Annotated in this window: 21 protein-coding genes; 11 read left to right on the top strand and 10 right to left on the bottom strand. The window is 73.5% G+C overall.

Annotation, left to right across the window (positions count from 1 at the left end; genetic code table 11):
- Nucleotides 1–84 precede the first annotated feature (84 nt).
- The 3 genes from ACMCNO_RS17875 to ACMCNO_RS17865 form a co-directional block, all read right to left on the bottom strand.
- Nucleotides 85–2,466 carry an ATP-binding cassette domain-containing protein gene (locus ACMCNO_RS17875; protein WP_412750574.1) on the bottom strand — a complete coding sequence of 794 codons (2,382 nt, stop codon included), beginning with the start codon at nucleotides 2,464–2,466 and terminating at the stop codon, nucleotides 85–87.
- A gap of 141 nt (nucleotides 2,467–2,607) precedes the next feature.
- Nucleotides 2,608–3,018 (bottom strand): VOC family protein, encoded by a 411-nt coding sequence (locus tag ACMCNO_RS17870; RefSeq protein ID WP_412750573.1) that lies wholly within the window; start codon nucleotides 3,016–3,018, stop codon nucleotides 2,608–2,610.
- Between the two features lie 5 nt (nucleotides 3,019–3,023).
- Nucleotides 3,024–3,470 carry a helix-turn-helix transcriptional regulator gene (locus tag ACMCNO_RS17865; RefSeq protein ID WP_412750572.1) on the bottom strand — a complete coding sequence of 149 codons (447 nt, stop codon included), beginning with the start codon at nucleotides 3,468–3,470 and terminating at the stop codon, nucleotides 3,024–3,026.
- A gap of 162 nt (nucleotides 3,471–3,632) precedes the next feature.
- On the opposite strand from ACMCNO_RS17865, the gene ACMCNO_RS17860 reads away from it, so the two are divergent.
- The 3 genes from ACMCNO_RS17860 to ACMCNO_RS17850 all read left to right on the top strand — a co-directional run bounded on the left by ACMCNO_RS17860 (nucleotide 3,633) and on the right by ACMCNO_RS17850 (nucleotide 6,457).
- Nucleotides 3,633–4,331 carry a hypothetical protein gene (locus ACMCNO_RS17860; RefSeq protein ID WP_412750571.1) on the top strand — a complete coding sequence of 233 codons (699 nt, stop codon included), beginning with the start codon at nucleotides 3,633–3,635 and terminating at the stop codon, nucleotides 4,329–4,331.
- A 37-nt stretch (nucleotides 4,332–4,368) separates the two neighbouring features.
- The gene (locus ACMCNO_RS17855; RefSeq protein ID WP_412750570.1) at nucleotides 4,369–5,139 is read left to right on the top strand and encodes a lysophospholipid acyltransferase family protein; all 771 of its coding nucleotides are present in this window, start codon (nucleotides 4,369–4,371) and stop codon (nucleotides 5,137–5,139) included.
- A 79-nt stretch (nucleotides 5,140–5,218) separates the two neighbouring features.
- Nucleotides 5,219–6,457 (top strand): MFS transporter, encoded by a 1,239-nt coding sequence (locus ACMCNO_RS17850; RefSeq protein WP_412750569.1) that lies wholly within the window; start codon nucleotides 5,219–5,221, stop codon nucleotides 6,455–6,457.
- A 3-nt stretch (nucleotides 6,458–6,460) separates the two neighbouring features.
- Here the strand turns inward: ACMCNO_RS17850 and ACMCNO_RS17845 are convergent, their stop codons facing one another.
- Both ACMCNO_RS17845 and ACMCNO_RS17840 read right to left on the bottom strand, forming a co-directional pair.
- The gene (locus ACMCNO_RS17845) at nucleotides 6,461–6,988 is read right to left on the bottom strand and encodes a LuxR family transcriptional regulator (protein WP_412750568.1); all 528 of its coding nucleotides are present in this window, start codon (nucleotides 6,986–6,988) and stop codon (nucleotides 6,461–6,463) included.
- Nucleotides 6,985–9,459, bottom strand: coding sequence for a LuxR C-terminal-related transcriptional regulator (locus ACMCNO_RS17840; protein WP_412750567.1), 2,475 nt, complete (start codon nucleotides 9,457–9,459; stop codon nucleotides 6,985–6,987). The genes ACMCNO_RS17845 and ACMCNO_RS17840 overlap by 4 nt, the downstream gene beginning before the upstream one ends.
- A 206-nt stretch (nucleotides 9,460–9,665) precedes the next feature.
- Here ACMCNO_RS17840 and ACMCNO_RS17835 point away from each other — a divergent pair, with 206 nt between their 5' ends.
- From ACMCNO_RS17835 to ACMCNO_RS17815, 5 genes are all read left to right on the top strand, one after another.
- Nucleotides 9,666–11,183: a dynamin family protein gene (locus ACMCNO_RS17835; RefSeq protein WP_412750566.1), complete on the top strand. Its 1,518-nt coding sequence runs from the start codon at nucleotides 9,666–9,668 to the stop codon at nucleotides 11,181–11,183.
- Nucleotides 11,180–13,006, top strand: coding sequence for a dynamin family protein (locus ACMCNO_RS17830; protein WP_412750565.1), 1,827 nt, complete (start codon nucleotides 11,180–11,182; stop codon nucleotides 13,004–13,006). The genes ACMCNO_RS17835 and ACMCNO_RS17830 overlap by 4 nt, the downstream gene beginning before the upstream one ends.
- A 46-nt stretch (nucleotides 13,007–13,052) precedes the next feature.
- Nucleotides 13,053–13,673 carry a hypothetical protein gene (locus tag ACMCNO_RS17825; RefSeq protein WP_412750564.1) on the top strand — a complete coding sequence of 207 codons (621 nt, stop codon included), beginning with the start codon at nucleotides 13,053–13,055 and terminating at the stop codon, nucleotides 13,671–13,673.
- Nucleotides 13,674–13,740: 67 nt separating this feature from the next.
- Nucleotides 13,741–15,117 carry an MFS transporter gene (locus ACMCNO_RS17820; RefSeq protein WP_412750563.1) on the top strand — a complete coding sequence of 459 codons (1,377 nt, stop codon included), beginning with the start codon at nucleotides 13,741–13,743 and terminating at the stop codon, nucleotides 15,115–15,117.
- A 31-nt stretch (nucleotides 15,118–15,148) separates the two neighbouring features.
- On the top strand, nucleotides 15,149–15,511 hold the full coding sequence (locus ACMCNO_RS17815; RefSeq protein ID WP_412750562.1) for a GntR family transcriptional regulator: 363 nt from the start codon (nucleotides 15,149–15,151) through the stop codon (nucleotides 15,509–15,511).
- 11 nt (nucleotides 15,512–15,522) lie between these two features.
- On the opposite strand, the gene ACMCNO_RS17810 is transcribed toward ACMCNO_RS17815, so the two are convergent.
- A complete protein-coding gene (locus ACMCNO_RS17810; protein WP_412750561.1) occupies nucleotides 15,523–18,279 on the bottom strand; it encodes a LuxR C-terminal-related transcriptional regulator in 2,757 nt (918 codons plus the stop codon).
- 252 nt (nucleotides 18,280–18,531) lie between these two features.
- Here ACMCNO_RS17810 and ACMCNO_RS17805 point away from each other — a divergent pair, with 252 nt between their 5' ends.
- Both ACMCNO_RS17805 and ACMCNO_RS17800 read left to right on the top strand, forming a co-directional pair.
- Nucleotides 18,532–19,812: a hypothetical protein gene (locus ACMCNO_RS17805; protein ID WP_412750560.1), complete on the top strand. Its 1,281-nt coding sequence runs from the start codon at nucleotides 18,532–18,534 to the stop codon at nucleotides 19,810–19,812.
- A gap of 16 nt (nucleotides 19,813–19,828) precedes the next feature.
- Entirely contained in the window at nucleotides 19,829–20,890 is a 1,062-nt protein-coding gene (locus ACMCNO_RS17800; protein ID WP_412750559.1) for a hypothetical protein, read from the top strand.
- A 55-nt stretch (nucleotides 20,891–20,945) separates the two neighbouring features.
- On the opposite strand, the gene ACMCNO_RS17795 is transcribed toward ACMCNO_RS17800, so the two are convergent.
- A complete protein-coding gene (locus ACMCNO_RS17795; protein WP_412750558.1) occupies nucleotides 20,946–22,061 on the bottom strand; it encodes a hypothetical protein in 1,116 nt (371 codons plus the stop codon).
- 194 nt (nucleotides 22,062–22,255) lie between these two features.
- Here ACMCNO_RS17795 and ACMCNO_RS17790 point away from each other — a divergent pair, with 194 nt between their 5' ends.
- A complete protein-coding gene (locus ACMCNO_RS17790; protein WP_412750557.1) occupies nucleotides 22,256–22,726 on the top strand; it encodes a DUF3592 domain-containing protein in 471 nt (156 codons plus the stop codon).
- A 10-nt stretch (nucleotides 22,727–22,736) separates the two neighbouring features.
- Here the strand turns inward: ACMCNO_RS17790 and ACMCNO_RS17785 are convergent, their stop codons facing one another.
- From ACMCNO_RS17785 to ACMCNO_RS17775, 3 genes are all read right to left on the bottom strand, one after another.
- Nucleotides 22,737–23,573 (bottom strand): undecaprenyl-diphosphate phosphatase, encoded by an 837-nt coding sequence (locus ACMCNO_RS17785; RefSeq protein ID WP_412750556.1) that lies wholly within the window; start codon nucleotides 23,571–23,573, stop codon nucleotides 22,737–22,739.
- A 52-nt stretch (nucleotides 23,574–23,625) separates the two neighbouring features.
- Complete coding sequence (locus tag ACMCNO_RS17780; RefSeq protein WP_412750555.1) at nucleotides 23,626–24,591, bottom strand: tyrosine-type recombinase/integrase; 966 nt, start codon at nucleotides 24,589–24,591, stop codon at nucleotides 23,626–23,628.
- A 124-nt stretch (nucleotides 24,592–24,715) separates the two neighbouring features.
- Entirely contained in the window at nucleotides 24,716–25,573 is an 858-nt protein-coding gene (locus tag ACMCNO_RS17775; RefSeq protein ID WP_412750554.1) for a sigma-70 family RNA polymerase sigma factor, read from the bottom strand.
- Between the last annotated feature and the right edge of the window lie 143 nt (nucleotides 25,574–25,716).

The following is a 25,716-nucleotide window of genomic DNA, read 5'->3' as shown; positions in this document are numbered from 1 at the left end:
TCAGTGACTGGACGCTTGGGTGGGCTGGCCCTGCCAGATGATTCGGGTTTGACGACGGGCGGGCACCCGCCCGCCGGTTGTTCGTCAGGTGCCCACGTACGCCGCCAGATGCTGGCCCGTGAGTGTGGCGCGGCCGGCGACGAGGTCGGCGGGCGTGCCCTCGAAGACCACCCGGCCGCCGTCGTGACCGGCCCCGGGGCCCAGGTCGATGATCCAGTCGGCGTGGGCCATGACCGCCTGGTGGTGCTCGATGACGATGACCGACTTGCCGGAGTCGACCAGCCGGTCGAGCAGGCCGAGCAGTTGTTCGACGTCGGCCAGGTGCAGGCCGGTGGTGGGCTCGTCGAGGACGTACACGCCGCCCGCCTCCCCCATGTGGGTGGCCAGTTTGAGGCGCTGCCGCTCGCCGCCGGACAGGGTGGTGAGCGGCTGGCCGAGGCTGAGGTAGCCGAGGCCGACGTCGGCGAGCCGGTCGAGGATCTTGTGGGCGGCCGGGATCCGCGCCTCGCCGGTGCCGAAGAATTCCACGGCCTCGGTCACCGGCATCGCCAGGACCTCGGTGATGTCCTTGCCGCCGAGCGTGTATGCCAGCACTTCGGCCTGGAACCGTTTGCCCTCGCACTCCTCGCAGGTGGATTCGACGGTGGCCATGACGCCGAGGTCGGTGTAGATGACGCCGGCGCCGTTGCAGACCGGGCAGGCGCCCTCGGAGTTGGAGCTGAACAGTGCCGGTTTGACGCCGTTGGCTTTGGCGAAGGCTTTGCGGATCGGCTCGAGCAGTCCGGTGTAGGTGGCCGGGTTGCTGCGGCGGGATCCGCGGATGGCGCCCTGGTCGACGACCACCACGCCGTCGCGTCCGGCGACGGAGCCGTGGATCAGGGAGCTCTTGCCGGAGCCGGCGACGCCGGTGACCACGACGAGCACGCCGAGCGGGATGTCGACCTTGATGTTGCGCAGGTTGTTGGTGGTGGCGCCGCGGATCTGCAGGGTGCCGGCGGGTGGCCGTACTTTTTCTTTGAGGGTGGCCCGGTCGTCGAGGTGGCGGCCGGTGATGGTGTCGCTGGCGCGCAGGGCGTCCACGGTGCCTTCGAAGCAGACGGTGCCGCCGTGGGTGCCGGCGCCGGGGCCGAGGTCGACGACGTGGTCGGCGATGGCGATCGTTTCGGGTTTGTGTTCCACGACGAGCACGGTGTTGCCCTTGTCGCGCAGTTGCAGCAGGAGCTGGTTCATGCGTTCGATGTCGTGGGGGTGCAGTCCGATGGTGGGTTCGTCGAAGACGTAGGTGACGTCGGTGAGTGAGGATCCGAGGTGGCGGATCATTTTGGTGCGTTGGGCCTCTCCCCCGGACAGGGTGCCGGCGGGCCGGTCGAGGGCGAGGTAGCCGAGTCCGATCTGGTCGAAGGAGTCGAGCAGGTGTTGCAGGCCTTTGAGTAGCGGGGCGACGGAGGGTTCTTTGAGGGCGCGGACCCAGTCGGCGAGGTCGCTGATCTGCATGGTGCAGACGTCGGCGATGCTCTTGCCTTTGATCTTGGAGGAGCGGGCTTCCTTGCTGAGCCGGGTGCCGTCGCAGTCCGGGCAGGTCGTGAATGTCACGGCGCGGTCGACGAAGGCGCGGATGTGGGGTTGCAGGGCGTCGACGTCCTTGGCGAGGAAGGACTTCTGGATTTTGGGGATCAGTCCTTCGTAGGTGAGGTTGATGCCCTCGACTTTGATCTTGGTGGGTTCCTTGTAGAGCAGGTCGTGCTGTTCGCGCTTGGTGTATTTGCGGATCGGCTTGTCGGGGTCGAAGAAGCCGCAGCCGCGGTAGATGCGGCCGTACCAGCCGTCCATGCTGTAGCCGGGGATGGTCAGGGCGCCCTGGTTCAGCGACAGGGTGTCGTCGTACAGGGCGGACAGGTCGAAGTCGGTGACCGCGCCCATGCCCTCGCAGCGGGGGCACATGCCGCCGAGGCGGTTGAAGGTGGCCTTCTCGGTCCTGGTCCTGCCTTCGCCGCGTTCGACGGTGAGGGCGCCGGCGGCGCGCACCGTGGGGACGTTGAACGAGTACGCCTGGGGTGAGCCGATGTGGGGTTTGCCGAGCCGGCTGAACAGGATGCGCAGCATGGCGTTGGCGTCGGTGGCGGTGCCGACGGTGGAGCGGGGGTTGGCGCCCATGCGTTCCTGGTCGACGATGATCGCGGTGGTGAGGCCGTCGAGGACGTCGACGTCGGGCCGGGTCAGGGTGGGCATGAAGCCTTGGACGAAGGCGCTGTAGGTTTCGTTGATCAGTCGCTGGGATTCGGCGGCGATGGTGGCGAACACCAGGGAGCTCTTGCCGGAGCCGGAGACGCCGGTGAACGCGGTGAGGCGCCGTTTCGGTATCTCGATGCTGACGTCCTTGAGGTTGTTCACGCGGGCGCCGTGGACGCGGATCAGGTCGTGGGTGTCGGCGGCGTGCGGCGTGGCTGTCCTCGTGGCCCTGCTCATCGTGTCTCCATCTGTCGGGCGGGCCGCGTGGCGCGGTTCCCGTCGGTGTCGCCTGGCTTGATCTGATCAGCTTCGCGGCCGTGCGGCGCGGGAATCGCGGCTTGGCTGCTGCCGCGATTCCCGGGCCGTGCGCGGTGGGGCTCAGCCCAGTTGCTGGATGCGGATCAGGTTGCCGGCGGCGTCGCGGACGGCGCAGTCGCGTACTCCGTACGGTTGATCGGTGGGTTCCTGGACGATGTCGGCGTCGCTGGCCTGGAGGCGTTCGAAGGCGCCGTCGAGGTCCTTGGTGGCCAGCAGGATCCCGGCGTAGGTGCCCTTGGCCATCATCTCGGTGATGGTGCGGCGTTCGTCGTCGGTGATGCCGGGGTCGACGGCGGGTGGGTGCAGCACGATGGAGATGCCGGGCTGGTCGGCGGGCCCGACCGTGATCCAGCGCATGGTGCCGCGTCCGACGTCGTTGCGGACCTCGAAGCCGAGGGTGTCGCGGTAGAAGGCGAGGGAGGCGTCGGGGTCGTCGTGGGGTAGGAAGCTGGCGTGAATGGTGATGTCCATGCCGGTCACGCTAGTTGCGGCCGGGTGGCGGCGGCTTCTTGATTCCTGATCGGTCTGGTGACCTGTTTGGCGACGCAGGCGGGCAGGCCCGCGTCGCCGTGGACGGCCTGGGCGCGGTAGGTGCTCGGTGGCATGCCGACCAGTTCGGTGAAGCGGGTGCTGAAGGTGCCCAGGGAGGCGCAGCCGACGGCGAAGCAGACCTCGGTGACGCTGAGGTCGCCGCGGCGCAGCAGGGCCATGGCGCGTTCGATGCGGCGGGTCATCAGGTACGAGTAGGGGGATTCGCCGTAGGCGCGGCGGAATTCGCGGCTGAGGTGTCCGGCGGACATGTTGGCGCCGCGGGCGAGGGCTTCGACGTCGAGGGGCTGGGCGTAGTCGCGGTCGATGCGGTCGCGGACGCGGCGCAGCCGGGCGAGGTCGCGCAGGCGTTGCGCCTCGGGTGTGCTGCTCACGTGGGCGAGCGTGCCACGCCGCGGTGGTGGTTGCCCAGTATCGGCGGGTGCTCCCCCGGTGGTGGGCGCGGCGCGCGCAGGGGTGGCGGTGCGCGGTTCTGTCGGGGTGGGCTGGTAGAAACGACGGCATTCAAACATGCGTACGAATGGTGGGGGGTTGTGATGGTGGCTGCTGCGGTGCCGGGGTTGAGTGAGCAGGATCTGGGGGTGATCCGGGATGCGGTGGGGGCGGGCCGGCGGCCGCGGGTGGTGTTCACGGAGGCGGCCGGGCAGATGGCGGGTCAGTTGGGGCAGGTGGTGCGGCTGACTGATCCGGCGGAGTCGCCGGATTGGCTGGTGGTGCGGTTCGGCCGTGACGAGTTGCCGTTCTCCCCCGGTGATCTGCGGGTGGCGCCGAAGGGCGCGGGTCGCCGAGCGCCGGTCGCCGAGCCCGCGCAGGCGAAGCCGGAGTCGCCGCGGGCGGAGCCGGAGTTCGTGATCGACAAGCCGGTGCCGGTGCGCCCCTCCCCTGCCCCGCCTACGTCCCCGGCTACGGCGCCGGTGGTGCCGGCGGCGCGCAAAGCGACGGGCAAGGTGGCGCGGCCGAAGGTTGCGCCGGGCTTGACGGTGACGCTGGCCTACGCCGACGGCGAGTGGACGGTGGCGGCGCAGCAGGGCGCGAAGGCGCTGGCCCGGCCGTATGTGGTGCGTCCGGCGGAGGCGTTGCGGATGGTGGCGCTGGTGGATGTGCCGGGGGTGCGGGAGGCGGTGGAGCAGATCCTGGCGGCGGAGCGGGCGCAGGCGGAGCAGCAGGCGCAGCGGTTACGGGAGCAGTTGGCGGAGGTGGAGGCGCGGCTGGCGGAGTTGCGCGACGCGGGGTGAGAGGTCCCTGCGGGTGTCGTGCGATCATGGCGCTCTGATGGAGACGTCGTGGCGGGCGCCCCGGTTGTGGCGGGCGCTGTTGTGGGTGTCGCGTCCGCTGGCGGCGCTGGTGTGCCGGCTGCGGGTGTCCGGTGGGGTGCCGCCCGGGTTGCGGGGCGGCCCGCTGATCCTGGCGGCCAATCATGTGAGCCCGGTGGATCCGGTGGTGCTGACCGCGGCGTGCCGGGTGGCCGGGCTGACGCCGCGGATCATGGCGACGGGTGGGATCTTCCGGGCGCCGGTGGTGGGTGCGGTGATGCGCCGGTGCGGGCATATCCGGGTGGATCGGCGCACGGCGCAGGTGGCGCAGGCGTTGCCGGATGCGGCGCAGGCACTGGCGGCGAATTCGACGGTCCTGGTGTATCCGGAGGGCCGTATCGGGCTGGATCCGTGGATGTGGCCGGAGCGGGGCAAGACCGGGGTGGCGCGGATGGCGGCGATGTCCGGGGCGCCGGTGGTGCCGGTGGCGCAGTGGGGGGCGCACGCGGTGCTGCCGTACACGTCGCCGAAGCAGATCGTGGGGTCGGTGCTGCGGGCGATGCTGCGCCGGCCGGTGGTGTGGGTGCGGTTCGGGGAGCCGGTGGATCTGTCGGGGCTGACCGGGTCGCCGGGCGCGCAGGCGATGCGGGCGACGGATCGGATCATGGAGGGGATCACGGTGACGCTGGCGCCGCTGCGCTCCGGTGAGCCGCAGATGCCGCGGTTCGTGGACCCGACGCGGCCGGTGGATCTGTCGCGGGTGCGCCGGCGCGCCGACCGGCCGGGCTGAGCGCGGGCCGGGGTCCGGGTCGGGTGGCCGGTCTAATTCGGTGTGCCGGTGGTGGCGTCGACCGTAGGGTCGTGGATTCGTGACCGGATTCGTGGAGTCGTTCGTGCCGGCCCGGCTGGGTGCCGGGTTCCGGTGGCTGCTGGCGTCGGCGTGGGTGACGAACCTGGGTGACGGTGTGGCGGCCGCGGCGGGGCCGTTGCTGGTGGCGTCGTTGACCCCGAACGCGTTCCTGGTGTCGCTGGCGGCGCTGCTGCGGTGGGCGCCGCCGCTGGTGTTCGGCCTGTGGGCGGGGGTGCTGTCGGATCGGCTGGAGCGCCGGCGGATCGTGATGGTGGCCGACGGGGTGCGGGCGGTGGTGCTGGCCGTGCTGGTCGCATGCCTGGCGGCGGGGGTGCTGTCGGCGGCGGGTGCGCTGGCGGGGTTGGGTCTGCTGGCGACCGCGGAGGTGTTCGCGGACAACACGGTGGCGACGCTGACGCCGATGCTGGTCGGCCGCGACGATCTGGTGGTGGCCAACGCCCGGTTGCAGACCGGCTTCATCACCTTGAACCAGTTGGTGGGCCCGCCGGTCGGGGCGGCGTTGTTCGCGGCGGGCCGGGTGTGGCCGTTCGTGGCGGAGGCGGTGCTGGTGGTGGCGGGGGTGCTGCTGGTGTGGCGGATCGTGCTGCCGGCGCCGGGCCGGGTGCCGCGCTCCGGCGGGGTGGGCCGCGACATCGTGGAGGGTTTCCGCTGGACGGTGCGGCATGCGGCGGTGCGGACGCTGGCGTTGACGATCCTGGTGTTCAACGTGACGTTCGGGGCGGCGTGGTCGGTGCTGGTGTTGTATGCGGCGCGGCGGCTGGGGTTGGGCGCGGTCGGTTTCGGTCTGCTGACGACGGTCTCCGCGGTCGGCGGGCTGGTGGGCACGGCCATGTACGGGTGGCTGACCCGGCGGGTGAGCCTGGGCAACGTGATGCGGGCCGGTCTGGTGATCGAGACGTTGACGCATCTGGTGCTGGCGGTGACCCGGTCGCCGTGGGTGGCGTCGGTGGTGTTCTTCGTGTTCGGTGCGCACGCGTTCGTCTGGGGTACGACGTCGGTCACGGTGCGGCAACGTGCGGTGCCGGAGCACCTGCAGGGGCGGGTGGGCAGTGTGAACACGGTCTGCACGTACGGCGGGCTGGTGGCGGGTTCGGTGGTGGGTGGGGTGCTGGCGGACCGGTTCGGGCTGGCGGCGCCGTTCTGGTTCGCGTTCGCGGGTTCGGCGGTGTTCGTCGTGGTGTTGTGGCGGGAGCTGACCCGGATCGCGCACGCGGACGAGGGCGTGGCCGTCGCGTAGCGGTCAGGCGGTGTCGTCGCGGCGCTGCCGCAGGTACGCGAGGACGGCTTCGCGGGTGGTGCGGACCCCGAACAGGGCCCGCGCCTCGGCGATGCGCCGGTTCGCGGTACGCAGGGACAGGTATTCGGCGGCGGCCGCGGCGGCGATGGTCTCGCCGGCGGCGAGCCGGTCGAGCAGGGCGCGTTGTTCCGGGATGAGTTCGGCGACGCTGCTGTCGGCGCCGGTGCCGTGCTGCAGGGGCCCGAGGCGGGCGAGGTCGTCGGCCAGGGCCCGGCCGACGGGGCTGTCGGTGTCGCTGACCGCGACGATGCCGGCGCCGCGGGCGGCGGCGAGCACGGCCAGTTGCAGGGTGTCGGTGTCGGTGATGCGGCCGTGCAGCACCAGCCGGGCGGCGGTGACGTCCCAGGAGGGGTCGGGCAGGGCGAAGCCGGGGCGGGCGGTCCAGCCGGCGCGGGTGAGGCGGCGCAGCACGGTGTCGGCGTCGGCGGCGGTGGCGACGATGTGCCGGGGGGCGTCTGGTTGTCGGGTCACCGGCGGTCCTCCCGCGGGGGTTGGGCGTCGGGGTGGGCGAAGGCGAGCGCCGCCGCTTCGGTACGGGTGCGCGCGCCCAGTTTGCGCATGGCGGCGCGGATGTGCGTGTCGACGGTTTCGGCGGAGATGCCGAGCTGCCCGGCGATGCGGCGGGTGGGTTCGCCCGCGGCGACCAGCCGCAGCACGTCGGTTTCGCGGCCGGTGAGCTGCGTGCCGGAGCGGGGACCGCGGGTGTCGCGGTGGACGTGGTGGCGGCGCAGGCCGCGGCGGGCGCGCCCGGCCAGCACGGTCAGCCCGGCGGTGTCGGCGAGCTGCTCGGCGGCCAGCAGCGCCGCCACCGCCCGGCCCGGGTCCGGCTCGTGGAAGCCGGCGGCCAGCAGGCAGCGGACCTGTTCCCGCACGGCGGTGCCGGCCCAGGTGTCGGCGGCGGCGGCGAACCCGGTGCCGGTGGCCCATGCGGTGAGGGTGCGGCGGGCGGGGCCGGGCAGCCCGCGCGGGATGCCGGTGGGTGCGGCCGCGCCCCGGTCGTGGGCGGCCCACCGGGCGGTGATGTGGTCCAGCCCGGTGAGCAGCCCCCGCCCCTGCGCGGGGGGCTGCCCGGCCCGGTCGGGTTGCCCGTCGAGCCAGGCGGCCTCGCGGGCGACCCAGGCGGTGGCGGGATGGTCGGTGTGCGCGGCGAGGCGGGCGCGGGCGGCGGCCAGCAGGCCGGTGTCCGCTTCGACGAGGGCGGTGGCGGCGGTGGCGTAGCCGCGGGCGTCCGGGGGCAGGCTGCGGTCGGTGAGGTCGGCGGCGCGGCGGTGGATGGCATCGGCCGGGTCGGGGCTCTCGCGCGGGTCCGCGGCGGCGGGCGACGCGTACGGGTCGGCGGGCTCGGCCGGTGCCGGGATGCGCCCGGCGAGGGCGTCGGCGAAGTCGGCGGCGGCCGCGAACCGGGTCTGCCAGCTGTAGGCCAGTGCGGTGGCGCAGCCGGCCGCGGCGTCGCGGGCCACCGCGGCGGCCTCGGTCAGGCGCGCGTCGGCGGTGAGGTGTTCGACCAGCTGCCAGGCGCTCCACCGGGCGATCAGCGGGTCGGGGCCGGCGGCGGCCGCGGCCAGCGCGTCCTCCCAGCCGGGGCTGCGGTGCGCGGCGCGGACCGCGGCGAGGGCGGCGGCGAGACCGGCCGGTGGGTGGGGATGCCGGGCGGTGATCTTGTCGGCGGTGTCGGTGGCCAGGCCGGGGTCGGTGGCGAGGTCGGCCAGCAGCAGGATCCGGTCGCGGGCCGCGACCACGGACACGGCGGCGGCATCGGGTACGGGCTGCGCGGCGCGGCGCGCGGCGGCCGGATCACCGGCCTGCAGCAGTGCCTCACCGCGCAGCACGTCCGCCTCGACGCCCAGGGGCCCGCCGGTGTCCAGCACGCGGGCGGCCGCGTGGGGGCGCCCGGCGGCCAGGGCGGCGTCCGCGGCGGCCAGCCGGACCCGGGGGTCGACGGTGACGCCGGGCAGGTCGCAGGCGAACAGCAGCAGCGCGGCGCGTTCGGCGCCGGTGGCCCGGTCGGCGGCCTGCAGCGCGCGGCGGTGCGCGCCGGGCAGGTCACCGGCGGCGGCGAGGTGCTGGGCGGCTTCGGCGGGCGCGGTCAGCTCGGCCAGGCGCCGGTGCAGTTCGGTGCGGGCGGGACCGTCGAGCAGCCCGGCGGCGGTCTCGGCGACGTACCCGGAGGTGGGTTGCAGCCCGTCGGGAGTGTCGGCGGCCAGCCCGGCGGCCAGCAGGTCCGCGGCGCCCGGCCCGAGCAGGGCGGCGGGGGCGGGCCGGCCGAGCAGGCCGAGCGCGGCCAGCGCGGTGCGGGCGGGGCGGGGCAGATCGGCCAGGGCCGCCGCGATCGCGTACGCGACCTGGTCGATGTCGGCGCCGGGGGCGCCGCGGCCGGTGCCCGCCTGCCGGGCCAGTGCGACGATCGCCAGGGGGTTGCCACCGGCCCGCGCCACGACCGCGTCGAGGGTGCCCGCGTCCAGGGCGGCGGTGCGCCGGGCCAGGTCGGTGGCGGCGTGCAGATCCAGCGGCGGCACCTGCAGCCACGCCGCCGCGGCCGTGCGCAGTGCGGCCTGCGCGTGGTCGGCCAGCCGGTGCGGGGTACGCAGGCCCACCGCGACCCGGCAGTGCGCGGCCAGCAGCGGCAGCGCGGCGAGCGTGGCCGCGTCGGCGTACTGCAGGTCGTCGAGGATCAGCAGGCCGCCGCGGACCCGGGAGCGGACCGCCTCGGCCAGCAGCGGGATGTCGTGGGCGGGCAGCCGGGCCCGCACCGCCCGCGACAGCGCCAGCGCGGGTACGGCGGTGAGCATCGCCAGCCCTCCCCCGGTGTGCACGGGGCCCGAGGTGGCGTCGGCGAGGCGGCGCAGTACGGTGCTGCGCCCGGCGCCGGGTGGCCCGGTGACGACGACCAGGCCCGGGCGGCGCAGGTGGCCGGCGGCCACGGCGGCCAGGTCTTGCGGCACCGCGCCCTCCCCGATGCGTCGCCGGTGCCCGTGCCGCGGCTGGCACGAACACGGGATCCAAGCTGTGCGTCCCGATCCGTAGTGTGGGTGCTGCGGCAGGCGTCCCGTCCTGCCCGTGGCGCGGAAGGACGTACCGGATCATGGTGGTGGACGACGGTCGCGGCCAGGCCATTGTCGCTGACGGCCGGCTGCGCTGACGAGTCGTGGTGACCGGTCCGCTCTGCACCAGGACGGCGGCGCTGTGTGACGACATCGTCGCACGCGTCGGCCCGGACGTCGGTGGCCAGGTACAACAGATCCACAGCCGGCTCGGTGAGCCACTGCGGGTGGCGATCGCCGGCCGTCTGAAAGCCGGAAAGTCGACACTCGTCAACGCGTTGATCGGACGCCGGGTCGCGCCGACCGCGGCCGGCGAGTGCACCCGGGTGGTGACCCGCTTCCGGTACGGGCCCGCCGACCGCGTCGACGTGGTGACCCGCGACGGCGCCCGGCACAGCCTGCCGCTGTCCGACACCGGGATGATCCCGCAGCGTCTCGGCGTGAACGCCGACCGCGTCGCCTACGTCGACGTCGCGCTGACCAGTGAACGGCTGCGGGACCTGACCGTGGTCGACACCCCCGGGCTGGCGTCGGCCGACCCCCGGCTGCGGGAACGCGCCGAGGCCGTGGTGCGGGCACCGTTCGACGCCGGCATCGACGACGGCAGCGCCGGCGAGGTCGCCGCCGCCGAGGCCGTCGTGTACGTGTTCACCCAGGCGGTACGCGCCGACGACGTGCAGGCGCTGGACGCGTTCCGGGCGGCGACGGCCCGGCTGGCCAGCAGCCCGATCAACGCGCTGGGAGTGTTCGCGAAGGTCGACACGCTGACCGGCGGCGCCGCCGACCCGTGGCCGGTGGCGCAGCCGCTGGCCCGCCAGCAAGCGACGCTGCTGGCCCGTACGGTCGCCGACGTGGTTCCGGTGGTGGGATTGCTGGCCGAGACCGCGCAGGCCGGGCGGCTCACCACCGCCGACTGCGCCGCGCTGCGGGAACTGGCCGCGCTGCCCACCGGCGAGCTGGCGGTGCTGCTGGCCTCGGTGGACCTGTTCCGCACCCGGCCCGGCCCGCTGGACGCGGCCCGCCGGGAACGGCTACTGGACCTGCTCGACCTGTACGGCATCGGGTTCGCCGTCGCGCAGCTGGCGGCCCAGCCGCAGCTGGGCACCGGGGAACTGGTGCGCCGCCTCGCGCACACCTCCGGCTTCGCCCACCTGCAGAACACTGTGGACTCCACGCTGCGCTGGCGCTCCGACGCGATCAAGGCGGGGTGGGCGCTGGGCCGCCTCGACCGCCTCGCCGGGCGCGCCGCGGCGGGCGCCGACCGGGCCGCGCTGCGCGACGCCGTGGAGACGCTGCTGCGCGACCCCGCGTACCACCGGCTGCGGCTGCTGGCCGCGGCGCAGCGCGTCGCGTCCGGGGTGGTCGCGCTGCCGCCGCCGTGGGAGCAGGAGCTGATCGCCCTGGCCACCTCCGAGGACCCGCGCGAGATCCTGGGGCTGCCCGGCGCGGGCCCCGACGAGCTGGCCGACGCGGCCGTGCGGGCCGCGCACCGGTGGCGGGCGTACGCGGTCGCCGGGGCCGGACCCGCCCAGGCCCGGGTGGCGCACGTCGCGCACCGCGGCTTCCACCTGCTCGCCCAGGGTGTACGCGGCGGCGCCGCCCGACCCGAGGGGGTGGGCGGGTGAACGGCCGGACGCTGGCCGCCGCGCTGGACACGACGGTCCGCGACACCCTCGCGTTCGTCCGCGCCGCCGACCCCGACGCGGGCGCGGACCTGGCCGAGCTGCACCGCGCCCAGCTGACCCGCCCCGCCGTGGTGGTGGTCGGCGAGACGAAACGGGGTAAGAGTTCCCTGGTGAACGCGCTGCTCGGAGTGCCCGGCCTGTCGCCGGTGGACGCGGCCGTCGCCACCAGCGCCTACGTGCACATCGGGCCCGGGCCGTTCGCCGTGCGGGTGTGGCCGGCCGGCGCCGGCGACCCGGTCGAGGTGGATGCGGGCGCGTTGGCCGCGTGGGCGTCCGGGGACTCCCAGACCCGCCGCGTCGAACTCACCCATCCGGCGCCGCTGCTGCAGTACCTGAGCCTGGTCGACACGCCGGGCGTCGGCGGCCTCGACCCGGCACACGCCACCGTCGCACTCGACGCCGTGCAGCAGGCCACCGCGTTGCTGTTCACCGCGGACGCGTCCGCGCCGCTGTCGCAGCCGGAACTCGCGTTCCTCGCCGAGGCCAGCGAACGCGTCGACGCTGTCGTGTTCACCCTCACCAAGATCGACGCGTTCGCGGGGTGGCGGCGGGTCCTCGCCGACAACCGGGCGTTGCTGCAGACCCACGCCCCCCGTTTCGCCAACGCCGGCTGGTACCCGGTGTCGGCGCGGCTCGCCGAGGCGGCGCTGGCCACCCCGGACGCGGCCGCCGCGCTGGTCGAGGCGTCCCACATCGCCGAACTGCAACACGCCCTCATCGACCTGGCCGGGCGCGGCCGGCAACTGCAGCAGGCCAACGTGCTGCGCGCCGCCCGCAGCGAACTGACCCGCCTCGACACCGCGGCCCGCGACCGGCTGCGCGCCACCGAAGCAGACCCGGCGCAGCTCGCCGCGGTCCGCGCGCAGCGTGCCGCGCTGGCCGCCCGCAAACGCACCGAGTCACGGCAGTGGGCGCTGCTGCTGAACACCGAGACGCAGCGCGCCCGCATCGAGGTCATCGGACTGCTGCGCACCCAGATCGCCGACGTGCAGCAACGCCTCGGCGACCGCATCGACCAGCTGCGCCGTGACGGGCTGTCCGCGCTGCCGCAGACCGTCGACACCGAACTGCAGGCCGTCGCCGTACGGCTGTCGCAGGCCCTGCACGACACGTTCCGGCAGGTCGGCGCGGCCGTGCTGGCGCAGGTGTTCGACGACGGCGAACGCGAGCAGGTGCTGGCCCGGCTGAATGCCACCCTGCGGCACACCCTGTCCGCCGGCCCGCCCCGCGACGGCGCCGGCGACAACATGCTCATCGCCCTGTCCGCCGGCGGCATCGCGTTCATGGCCGGGCGCGGCGCCATCCTCGGCGCCAGCGTGCTCGGCGCCGGCAGCCTCGCCGCGGGCGGCCTGCTCATCCCGGTCGCCGGGATCGGGCTGGGTCTGGCCGCCGGCGGATACGTGCTGTACCGGCGGCGGGTGCAGACCGACCGGCAGCAGGCCCGGGCGTGGCTGCGCGACGTGCTGACCGAGGCCCGCGCCGCGCTCACCGACGAGATCTCGTTCCGCTTCACCGACCTGCAGTACGCGCTCAGCGTCGCCGTCGACGACGCCGTCGAACGGCGGCTGCGGGAACTGGACGCGCATATCGCCGACATCGACGCGGCCGCCGCGACCGACGCCGCGGGACGGGCCCGGGCCCGCACCGCCGCCCAGGCCGACCACGACGCGATCCGGGCCCGGCTGGCCACGGTCGACGACGTACTGGCCCGCGCCCGCACCCTGACCCCCACCCCGCCCGAGACAGCGGAGACGACCGCATGAGCGAGTGCACCGAGCGCAGCGAGCGCATGCGAAAGGCAGACAACTCATGAGTGACCATCTGTGGCCTGACTTCCCCGACGACCCCGGGCACCACGATCCGGGGCCGCTCGGCGGACATGACGACGACGGCCTGGGGCTGCCGGACGTGTTCGACCCCGGCTTCGGCCACGACCACGACGCCGGCTGGGACCTGGACGACGCGCACGACGACCTGGGCCACGACGACCTGGGTCACCACGACCCCGGATACGACCACGATCCCGGGCCGGGACACGACCACGCCCACGACCCGGGGCATGATCACGAGCCGGGGCACGGGGTGGACGCGGACGTCGCCGACGCGCACTCCGACGTGCTCGGCCACGTCGGCACCGACCCCGACGCGTGGCACGACAGCGGCGCGGAATCGGTCAGCGTGTTCCCGCCCGTGCTCGACGTGGGGCCGCTGCCCGAACCGGTCGACGGGTTCCCGTGGATCGACACCGGCAGCCTCGGCCTGGTCGACCCGGCCGCCGTGCACCTGCCCACCGAAGCGCCCGACCCGGCCGGTCTCGCCGCGTACGCCGCCACAGACCTGCCGCCCGGCGCCGACCCGTGGGCGGCCCTGGCCGACTCCGACGACCCGGCCACCAGCGCCCTGGCCAGATGGTGGCGCCAGGACACGTGAGAACCGGCCCCGCAGGTGGCATCATGAGCGCTCACCACCGCCGCCCGCAGGAGCTGGAGCGCACGTCATGGCCGTTATCGACACCGCCGCGGCCCCGGCCGCCGGGCACCGGGAACGCACCGGCTGGTACTTCTACGACTGGGCCAACTCGGCGTTCTCCACCACCGTCATCACCGTCTTCCTCGGGCCGTTCCTGACCACCGTCACCGAACAGGCGGCAGGCTGCGCGCTGGGCGCCGACGAATGCCACGGCCGGGTCCACCCGCTGGGCATCACGGTCGCCGCCGGCTCCTACTTCCCGTACCTGGTGTCGCTGTCGGTGCTGCTCACCGTCGTCGTCCTGCCGATCATGGGTGCGGTCGCCGACCGCAGCGCCCGCAAGAAGCCGCTGCTGGCGGCCGCCGCGTTCACCGGCGCCGCGGCCACCACCGGGTTCGCGTTCGTCACCGGAGAGCGCTACCTTCTCGGCGGCCTTCTGTTCCTGATCGCCAACATCGCGTTCGGCGCGTCCGTTGTCGTGTACAACTCGTTCCTGCCGCACCTGGCCGGCCCCGACGACCGCGACCGGGTCTCCAGCCGCGGCTGGGCCATCGGCTACCTCGGCGGCGGCCTGCTGCTGCTGGCCAACCTCGTCGTCGTGCAACTGCTCAGCCGCGACGGCGACCACCAGCGCACCCTCGACCTGGCCCGCTGGTGCATCGTGTCCGCCGGCGTCTGGTGGGGGCTGTTCACCCTGCTGCCGCTGCGCTGGCTGCGCGAACACCCCGGCACCGCCAGCACCGCCGCCGGCGGCAATGTGCTGCTCGACGGATTCCGCCAGCTCGGGCGCACCCTACGGGGGCTGCGCGCCTACCCGCTGACGCTGTTCTTCCTGCTCGCCTACCTGATCTACAACGACGGCATCCAGACCGTCATCGCCCTGGCCAGCCAGTACGGCACCGAGGAACTGAAACTGCAGCAAGGCGACCTGATCATCACGATCCTGCTGGTGCAGTTCCTGGCGTTCGGCGGCGCGCTGCTGCTCGGCGCGCTCGCCGAACGCATCGGCGCCCGCAAGACCATCCTGATCAGCCTCGCCCTGTGGCTGGGCGTGATGCTGGCCGCGTACTGGCTGCCGGCCGGCGAACCGCTGCCGTTCATGCTGCTGGGCATCGCGATCGGACTGGTGCTGGGCGGCAGCCAGGCGCTGAGCCGGTCGCTGTTCAGCCAGCTCATCCCCGCCGGCCGCGAAGGCGAGTACTACGGCTTCTACGAGATCAGCGACAAGGGCACCAGCTGGCTCGGCCCGCTGGCGTTCGGCCTGGTGTACCAGCTCACCAACAGCTACCGGATCGGGATCGTGTCGCTGATCGTCTTCTTCGTCGCCGGTGGGATCCTGCTGGCGATGGTGCCGATGCGCCGCGCCATCCAGGCCGCCGGCAACGTCCCGCCGCGGCTGATCTGAACGCGACTGATCTGAACGCGGAGGCCCGCCCGTGGACATCGTCATCGACCCCGCGTCGCCGACGCCACCGTACGAGCAGGTACGCACCCGCATCGCCGCGCTGGCCGCCGGCGGCGCGCTGCCCGCCGGGACCCGCCTGCCACCGGTACGCCAGCTCGCCGCCGACCTGGGCCTGGCCGCGAACACCGTCGCCCGCGCGTACCGGGAGTTGGAACAGGCCGGGCTCGTCCAGACCCGCGGCCGGGCCGGCACCCTCGTCACGGCCCGCGCCGCCGGCGTACCCGAACAGGCGCACCGGCTCGCGCAACGCTACGCCGCGGACACCGCCGCGCTGGGGGTGGCGCCGCAGGCCGCACTGGATCTGGTCCGCGCCGCCCTGCACCTGCCCGGCTGAGCCCGCCCGGGTCAGGTCGGCGGGCGGATCCGCGCGGCGAGCTGGCTGCGGGACCTGATGCCGAGTTTGCGGTAGGCGCGGGACAGGTGCATTTCGATGGTCTTCTCGCTGAGGAACAGCGCCGCCGCGGCCTCCTTGTTGGTGGCTCCGGCGGCCACACTCAGGCAGACCTGCAGTTCCTGCGGCGTGAGGTCGGCCGGTGGGGTCCGGGTGTCGGCCGTGTCGTCTCCAGCGGCGCGCAGTTCCGTGCGGCAACGCTCGGTCCACAACTGCGCGCCGGTGGTGTGGAACAGGTCCAGGGCCTGCCGCAGATGGGCACGGGCGGTGCGGCGCTGCCCGGAGCGGCGCAGCCGTTCACCGTACGCCTGGTGGGTGCGGGCCAGGTCGACGGGCAGATTCAGCTCCTGGTACAGCTGCAGGGCGCGCGGGAAGTGCAGGTCCATGGTGTCGTGATCGGCCAGGCTGCCCAGGCAGCGGTGCGCGCTGGCGGTCCGCAGCGGCAGGCCGCCGCCGGTGCGGCGGTGCAGTTCCTCGCGGAGCCACCGCGGCACCGGTGTGCCGCTGCGGACGTACGCGTCCACCAGGTCGGGGGCCACCAGCGGATTGACCGTGCTCAGGTCGGTGCCCGGCCGGGGGCTGTTGGCCTCCCGCAGATACGGCAGCGCGTTGCCGGGGCGACCGCGTTCCAGTTCGAGGATGCCCAGCGCGTGTGGCGCATCCCGCAGCGTCCCCAGCTCGGTCTGGCGGTACAGGTGGCGGGCCTGCTGGGCGTGCGCCCGGCTGTCCGCCTCGCGGCCCAGCGCGGCCTCGGCCACCGCGAGAACACCCAGTGCCACCGCGTGGTCGGTGGAGTCGGTGTCGGCGGCCAGTTCCCGGGCATCGTCGGCGGCGGCGTACCCGGCGGTGATCTGGCCGCTGAGCAGGTGCGCGTACGCCATGATGCTCTGCGCCATGGGCAGCAGGCTCAGCGCACCGGTGCGGCGCAGTTCGCCGACGAGCGGGGCGAGCGCCTCCCGGGCCAGGCGCGGGTTGCCGCTGCAGACACCGGCGACACCGACCAGCAGTGTGGTCAGCTCGGCACGGTCCTCCGCATCGGTGCCACCGATCGACCGGGGCGCCGCCGAGGCGATCAGACCGAGCCCGGTCGCGACCTCGCCGACCAGGAGGCGGCCGATCCCCTGCACCACCTGAACGACCGGGGGCACCGGCAGGTGATGCTCCGCGGCCAGAGCGGCGGCCCGCGCGGCGGTGGCGAGGCAGGACTGGTCCTGCCCGGCGGCGAGCAGCATGCCGGCCGCCGTCGCCAGCAGCCGGCAGCGTTCGGCTGCCGCGTCGTCCGGCAGCCAGTCGGCCGCGGACACCAGCACCTCGCTGCCAGTCACGGGCAAACCGCGGTGGTACGCGAGGATGCCTTCGACCGCTGCCACGCGCGCCCGGCTGTGGGGTGACGAGCATGCCGGGCGGGCCTGCTCCACGAGCCGGGCAGCCCGGCGCAGGTCGCCGGCCCGCCGGGCACAGTCGGCCGCCTCGGTGAGATACCCGCCGCGCGCCGGTCCGGGCGGTGACATCGATCCGGCCTTCTCGAAGGTCGTGCTCGCCGCGGCCACCGCGCCGGACGACCGGGCCGCCCGGGCGATGTCGGCCAGCGCCGCGGCGACCGTCGGCGACGGGCCCGGCGCGCCGGCCGCCACATGCCATGCCCGCTGCACCTGTCCGTCCGGTTCCGAGGCCAGCGCGTCGGCGAGCGCGGTGTGTATCCGCTGGGCGAGCGCGGCAGGGCACCCCGTCATGGCCGCGCCCCGCACGAGCGGGTGTCCCAGCACCACCCGCCCGCTGTCCAGCGTGGCCAGTCCCGCGTCGGTCAGCTCGGCCAGCGCGTCGACGCTCAACCCGAGCGCGGCGGCCGCGGCCGCCGCGGCGGTGGCCGGCCCGCCGGCCGCCAGCGCGAGCAGCCGCAGCCACAGCAGGCCCGGTTCGGACAGTACGGCGACCCGGTGCGCGAACGCCTGCGAGGCGGTGCGGCAGGTGGCGACCGCGGGCAGGGGGTCGCTACCGGCGCGCTGCGCGGCGCTCAGGGCGCGGGCCAACTCCAGGGCGGCCATCGGGTTGCCGCCGGTCTCCTCCCACAGCCAGCCGGTCACGCCCGGGCCGAGCGGGCCGACGCCGTGCGTCATCAGTGCCGCCGCGAGGTGGTCCGCGCCCAGCCCGTCCACCGTGTGCTCAGGCAGGCCGGCGGTGGCTCGATCCGTACCGGTCGTGGCCCGGGTGGTGGCGAGCACGGCCACCGCGTCCGCGCCCAGGCGGCGGGTCGCGAACAGCAGCGCGTTGGCCGAATCCGGGTCCACCCAGTGCAGGTCGTCGACGAGGATCAGCAACGGCTGGACCGCGGCCTGCTCGGCCAGCGCGCTGAGCACGGCGGTGCCCACCGCGAACCTGCCCCACTGTCCACCGACACGGCCGTCGAGAAGGTCGGCGAGGAGCTCGCCGGCGGCGGCGTTACCCAGCCCTGCCAGCTCACCCCGCAGCGGGTGCAGCAACTGCACCAGCCCACCGAACGCGACCGTCGCCTCGGCCTCGACCCCGGTGGTGTCCAGCACCCGCATGTCACCGGCCTGGCCGCGGGCGTAGTGCAGCAGCGACGTCTTGCCGACGCCGGGGTCACCGCGCAGCACGAGAGCCGCGCAGTGTCCGGAGTGGGCCTGCCGGAGCGTGGCACGTACCTGCGCGCACGCGTCCGCATGCCCGATCAGGGCCGGCTCGTGCGCCACCTCGCCCCACCTCCGTATGCAACCCCCTGGGCGCGGGCCAGGGTTCTCCCGGTATCGGTGGCCCACCCCCGCTGCGCAGGATGAGAGTCCAGCCGTTGCCTGCACGGTAGGCCGGAAACGGTTTCCGGACAGTCGGCGACCCAACAGCCCGGCGCTGTATCACAGCGGCTGCGTACGTCCGGGCCGCACAGATCGGGGGAAACGAATGAGACCCATTCCAGCGACGTGTTCGGCGGCTCCGAGGGGGCGGCCATGCCGGCGGTGAACGTACGTGCGGTGTTCGGTCACGCGGCGGCCTCCCTGGAGGGGGTTCGTGCCGACGTCGGCGTGGACAGGCCCGCCAAGGTGAGCCAACTCGCCGACCTGTACGTCCGCGACGTGGTGTTCGACGAGCCGATCGTCACCAGCGACGGGATCGCGCTCGGCGGGCACCACACGCTGACCGTGCGACGCGACGGCAGCTACCGCTACCAGGGATACTTCCGCGCCACCGGCTACCCGTCGTACGAGGTGGCGATGGTGACCACGCTCGGGTACCAGATCCCGGTGCCCGGCGCTCAGCCCGGCACCGGTCAGTTGGCGTTCGCCGTCCACGGTCGTGTGGTCGGAACCGACATCTTCAGCTCGGGCGACCAGGAGTACCACTGGGACGAGTCAGGCCACTCACCACTGCTGCAGACACAATGGTCAGGCGTGCGGCACGGCCAGTTCCAGCACCGGCTCGAATACGACACCGACTGGTTCGGGGCAGCCGGTGGCGTAGTGAACTTCGTCGCGCAGGCCGTGGCCCTGGGCAGCACCCTGGGTGCTGCCGGAGTCGCGATCGTGGTGGCCGGTACCGCCGCCGACCAGTTCGACCTCGAACAGCTGGTCATCCCGGGCCTGGTCGGCATCGCGATGGCCGGTGGAGCCGCGTACGTGTTCGGCCCGGGCGCAATGTTCCCGGCCTTCCTGATCGGCGCGGTGGCGACCGCCGCACTGATCAAACAGCGGCACCTTCGCGACGAGGAGCGGGCCTTCGCCGACCGGGTGTTCCGCGGCAGGGTGCCCTTCGACCGGGTACTGCTGACGAACCTGGTCGGCCTGGGCGGCGTCGCCTTCACCGCGCCCGGGCCGGGCGGGGCGATCCTGGTCAACCTCGGCGAGGGCTACGAGAACCCCACGACGTACACCGGGAGAGGCGGCTCCGAGACCGGCAAGAAGGCGCCGGGGCAGCTGCTGATCCACGAACTGACCCATGCGTGGCAGATCGCCAACGAGTCGTTCACCCCTGAGTACTACTGCCGGGCCCTGCCCACCGCGGTCGGGAGCGCAGGCGGGGACATGTCGGCCTACGAATACGGCCCCCCTTACGACGGCTGGCGCTCGTTCGGCACCGAGGCGCAGGCCAGCATCGTCGCGGACTGGTTCGGCGGCAGTCGCAACCCAGACGGCGGCCACCAGCGCGGCTATCCGCCGATGCACGACAGCGACAAGGAACCGAATCCGTACTTCAGATACATCCGGGACAACATCCGGACCGGCATCGCGTGACGAGGGAGTGATGGGCATGGCAGTCAACGAATCGGTGGCAGGCGACGACAGCGTGGCGGTCCACGGCGCGGCGACCGGGCAGCGAACGGTCGGGGTGCTCGGCGAGGGCGACTCGTCCGGGGTGAAAGGCGTGGGCAAGGGCTGGCACGGCGTCGAGGGCTACAGCGGCAGCACCATCGGGGGCGCCGGGGTGTACGGCAAGGGCGTGGTCACCGGCGTCGCGGGAGTCGGCGACGCCTTCTGCGGCGTGTTCGGCGAATCCCACGCACCCCCGGGGGCAGGAGCAGCCGGCGTGCTGGGCGACGGCAAAGAGCACTCCCACGGGGTCAAGGGGCTCGCCAGCGGCGACAACATCGCCGCGGTCGCGGGATTCCAGGTCGCCGACCGCGGCCCCGGCGTGCACGGCCAGGGCGGGACCGGAGTCAGCGGCTTCGGCATGAACTGGGTCGGCGTGTACGGCGAAACCCACGCCCCCAGCGACGTCGGCCCGTCCGGCGTCCTCGGTGAAGGGCTCGACACCGGCGTCGGCGTCAAGGGACACGCCCGCGCCCAGGGGATGGCGGCCGTCGCGGCGTACCACCTGACCGGCCGGGGTCCGGGCCTCTACGCCGAGGGTGCCCCGGCCGGGTTCTTCCACGGCGATGTGGACGTCACCGGTGACCTGCGGCTGGCGGGCGCGGACATCGCCGAACAGTTCGACCTGACCGAGGACGCCGAAGCCGGCACGATCGTGGTGCTCGGCGACGACGGAACACTCAGCCCGTGCCGCGACGCCTACGACAGCCGGGTGGCCGGCGTGATCTCCGGGGCAGGCGACCGCAAACCGGCGCTCGTCCTCGACCGCCGCGACGGCGGCCGGGTCCGCCGCGCGATCGCGATGGTCGGAAAGGCCTGGTGCCGGGCCGACGCGACAGCAGCACCGATCACCGTGGGATCGATGCTGACGACGTCGTCGACGGTCGGGTGCGCGATGGCGGCGACGAACCGCGACGCGTCGTTCGGCGCCGTGCTCGGCAAGGCGCTCACGCCACTGGCCGCCGGGACCGGTCTGGTGCTGGTCCTCGTGGGACTGGCCTGAGCAGCCGGTGCCCGACGGTGGTCGACCGGAGCTCCGGTCGACCACCGTCGGCGGCTCAGGGCGATGTGGACTGCTCCTCCGACTCCGGGGTGACGTGCAGCAGCGACGCGCGGCGCGAGCGGTTGCCCAGCGCGTTGGTGACCAGCACCAGCAGCAGCCCCACCCCGGCATACAGGCTCAGCGTCACGATCGGCCGGGTGATCGGCGCGTCGGGGAAGTAGAGGCTGTCGCGCACCAGGGTGGCGCCCGCCCCGGTGGGCAGGATCTGCCCGAGGACCCGGGCCACCGGCGGCAGGAACTCGGCCAGCACGGTCGCGCCGGAGATCGGCACCCCGAACAGGAAGTACGCCGTGCCCAGGAACGACCCGACCGGCCCGATCAACGCCACCACACCCGCCACCGAACCCGTGATCGCCACCGACACCAGCAGGAACGCCCGGAACAGGTGACTGTCGGTGCCGGCCGGGACCACCCCGAACGCGTGCGCCGCGACCAGCACCGCCGCCGCCGACGCGGCCGCGTACGCCAGCAACGTCGCCGTGTGGCCCACCCCGCGCAGCAGCGACCGCGTCGTGCGGGCGCCGATACGGCCCAACCCGATCGACGCGACCGTCGCACCGATCGCCAACGCCTGCACCAGCAGGCCGATGGACGCGCCGCTGCGATCGTCGGGCGGCAACGCCACCACATCCGTGACCGCCGGCGGGGTGGTGAGCTGCTGCACGGTGGCCGGCGGCACCGGCTGACCCGCCGCACTCAACTTCTCCACCTGCTCGGCGGTCTGCTGCTGCACCACCGTGGTGAAGGCGGTCCGCAACGCGGCCGCCGCCGCGGGCCCCGCCGCCGACGCGACATACAGGTGCGGCGGCGCGGCCGTGACGTCGAGCCCGCCGAAGACGTCCTTGGACCTGATCGCCGCGGTCAACGCGTCCACCGACGGGTACTGCCGCGCCGCGAACTGGCCGCCGGAGTCGATGGCGGCCTGCACCTTCGCGGCGTCGGCCGGCGCGGCGACGAAACCGACGGGCAGGTCGTGCGGCTGCGGGGCGTGCGCCACGCTCAGGTAGTACGCGGACATCACGATCTGGATGATCCCGCCCGCGACGATGAGGCCGAGTACGGCCCACCGCAGCAGCCAGGGCCGCGACGGCCGGTCGTCGGTGGAGCTCATCAAATCCCTCCCGGACAGGTGCAGCGGGCTCGGCCGGTCTGGTGGCGGATACGCCCTTTGCACCGTATCCGCCACCGGTCCGGCATGGTGTCACCATCGGGTTTCGCGTTGCGCTCACGGGCACATGAACGGGCCCGGCCGGGGTGTCCGGTCCGGCGATGCGTGCGACGAAGGAGCTCCGGTACCGTCGCGCAATGATCGACGAAGTCGGCGCGCCCGACGCCTTCGGGTGGATCCCGGTCGTGGTGTACCTGTTCATGATCGGTGTTCCGGCCATCGCCGGCAGCGCCATGATCACGGCCGGTGTCCGCCGCATCCTGCGCGTCCGGCGCATCGCCGACATCGGCTTCGACGCCGAAGCCGTCGTCGTGGACAACCAGCAACGCTCCGGCCAGCACGGCCGCATCACGTTCCGGCCCGTCGTCACCTACCGCACCCGCAGCGGCCAGGACATCAAGACCGTCATCGACGACGCGGCCAGCAACCGCTCCTACCTCACCGACACCCGCATCCAGGTCCGCTACGACCCGGACCAGCCGGAACAGCCGGTCACCGCCGGTCGTGGCCCGCGCACCGGGATCGCCGCGATCGCCTTCGGCGGCGTCTTCCTCGGCTTCGCCGCCCTGGTGTACGTGCTGCTGTCCTCCTCGCCGTTCGCGCTCTGAACGGCGAGGCTTACTTCGCCGCGATCGCGCCCGTCGCCAGCAGCACCATCAGCAGCGCCCCCAGCACCAGCCGGTACGCGATGAAGATGCTGTACGAGTGCTTCGAGATGAACTTCAGCAGCCACGCCACCGCCGCGTAACCCACCACGAAACTCGTGACGGTCGCGATGATCGTGGGCCCCCAGCCCACCCCGGCGGAGATGTTGCCCGCCTCCTTCACCGTCTCCAGCGCCGTCGCCCCCAGCAACGCCGGAATCGACAGGAAGAACGACAACTTCGTCACCGTCACCCGGTCGAAGTCACGCAGCAGACCCGCGCACATCGTCGCTCCCGACCGGGACACCCCCGGGATCAGCGCCAGGCACTGCGTCACCCCGATGATCAGCGTGTCCTTCCAGGTCACATCGTCCTCGTGGCGCACCTGCGTCGCCGCGTGGTCCGCGAACGCCATCACCGCGCTGAACAGGATCAGCGACGCCGCCACGAACCACAGGCTGCGAAACGTCGTCTCGATCGTGTCCTTGAACGCCAGCCCCACCAGCACGATCGGGATCGACCCCAGGATCACCGCCCACCCGAACCGGTAGTCGGCGTCGTCGCGCTTGCCGGCGCTGAACACACCCCGCACCCACGCCGGCACGATCCGCGCGATGTCGCGCCGCAGGAAGATCGTCGTCGCCAGCACCGCACCCGACTGGATGATCGCCGTGAACGCCACGATGTCCGGATCGTCGAGCTGGTAACCCAGCAGCTTCTCCATGATCGTCAGGTGGCCCGTGCTCGAGATCGGCAGGAACTCGGTGATGCCCTCGACCGCACCGAGCAGCACCGCTTCGAAGATGTTCAACCCAACCCCGTCCCCTGGACCCACCGGCAACCGGTCGAGAATAGGGGGTCGGTCAAAGCCCGGCGCGACGGACCCGCGCGGCCGCCAACGTGTACGCCGGATCCCGGTCCAGGTTGTGCCGGTCCCGGTCATACCGACGGGTGGTCCGCGGATCGGCGTGTCCCATCGCGTCCTGCACATCCTCCAACGCCACCCCCTCGGCGCGCGCCGAGGTCGCGAACGCATGCCGCAGCGAATGCGGCGACAACCGCTCCCATCCCGCGATCCCCGCCTGCCGGGCCAGCCGCCGCACCAGCCGGAACATCGCATGCCGGTCCACCCGCGCACCCGAGGCCGTCACGAACAGCGGCCCCTGCGCGCCCCCCGGGCGCACCGCCAGATACGCGTCCAGCGCCGCCGCCGCGCCCGGCGTCAACACCCGCCGCCGCGGCCGGTCCCCCTTGCCGACGAACCGCACGGTGCGGTGCCCGCGCTCAGCGCCCACATCCCCCACGTCCAGGCCGACCAGCTCACCCACCCGCAACCCCAGGTCGGCCAGCACCGTCACCATCGCCCGGTGCCGCAGCGCCGCCGGGCCGTGGTCCGCCTCCGCCGCCGCCAGCACCGCGTCCACCTGCTCCGCGGTCAACCCCACCGTCGCCGAGTGGTCGCGCGACACGTACGGGCGGTCCGCTCCCCCGACCGGGTTCGCCTCCACCGCCCGCAACTTCACCAGGAAGTCGTACCAACTCGACAAACCAGACAGCTTGCGGGCGACCGTCGCCGCCGACAACCGCCGCCCCGACCGCGGATCCACCCGCGCCTCCACCTCCCGGGCATACGCGTTCACATCCAGAAAGGACGCCCGCAGCGGATCCAGCTCCCGGGCCGCACACCACGCCAGCCACCCCGCCACATCCCGCCGATACGCCGCCCGGGTGTGCTCCGACAACCGCCGGTTCGCCAGCCACGCCTCCGTGACCTGCTCCGCGCCACCACCACGCGCGAGCACACCCGCCTGCCGCGGCACCAGAGACATGCGCACCATGCTGCCAAACCACCCGCCACCCGCCACGGCAGGACACACCCTGCGCCGGAAACGACGGCGGCCGTCGCGCCCCCACCCCGGGACGCAACGGCCGCTACCGCCGAACCACCAACCCTCAGGCGGCCACCGCCACCTTCATACCCTGCGCGTCGGTCACCGCCAGGCGCGTGGCCATCGTGCTGCGCCCCGCGATCTGCGCCGCGTACGCCGCCCGGCGCCGCGCCACGCAACCGTCCTTGGCCGCCGCCGTCTCCTGCTGCTCCATGTGCGTGGTCAGCCCGTCGCGCAGCAGCGCCAGCGCCTCGGTCCGCAGCTGCGACACCCGCGACTCCGTCACACCCAGCTCCGCCGCCACCTCGGACAGCGGCCGCTCCTGCAGGAACGACGACTCCACCACGAACTTCAGCCGCTCCGGCAGCGCCGACACGGCGTCGTGCAGGTAACCCAGCCGCTCGCGGTGCAGCAGCATCTCCTCCGGCGTCATCGCCGCGTCGGTCACCATGTCCTCGGCCGTACCGGCCGCGAACCCCTGCAGCGACAGCACCGCCGCCCGCTGCACGTCGTCCTCGATGTTCGACAGCTCGCTCACGGCCACACCCAGCAGCTCGGCCAGCTCCGTCGGGCTCGGCGTACGCCCCAGCTGCGTCGTCAGCTCCTGCCGCGCCACATCCGCCTTGCGCGCCCGCGCCCGCACCGACCGGCTCGCCCAGTCCATGCTGCGCAGCTCGTCCAGCAGCGCCCCCCGGACCCGCACCGCCGCGAACCGACCGAACGGGATGCCGCGGCTCGCGTCGAACGCCTGCGCGGCGGTGACCAGTGCGGCGTACCCGGCCGACGCCAGATCGTCACGGTGCACGTGGGCGGGAACCTTGAACAGCATCTCGCGGACCATGTGGCCCACCAGCGGCATGTTCTCGCGGATCAGAAGCTCCTGCTCGCGGGTGACGGTCTTCGTCGTGGTAGCTGCGGTCATCACGTTTCCCCTCAGGTCGTCGCCGTGACGGCTCAGCGGCTGACAGGGGATAGATTTCGGGACGCTGGGTGCAGCATTCGGTCGCTGTCGGTTGCGGCCAAGTTGCGGACGTCAAGCACAGCTCAAGCAAGCTCAAGCCCAGC

This window comes from Krasilnikovia sp. M28-CT-15 (assembly GCF_047159595.1).
Lineage (GTDB): Bacteria > Actinomycetota > Actinomycetes > Mycobacteriales > Micromonosporaceae > Actinoplanes.
Note: the sequence above shows the minus strand (reverse complement) of the source record. Positions and strands in the feature narration are given on the sequence as shown.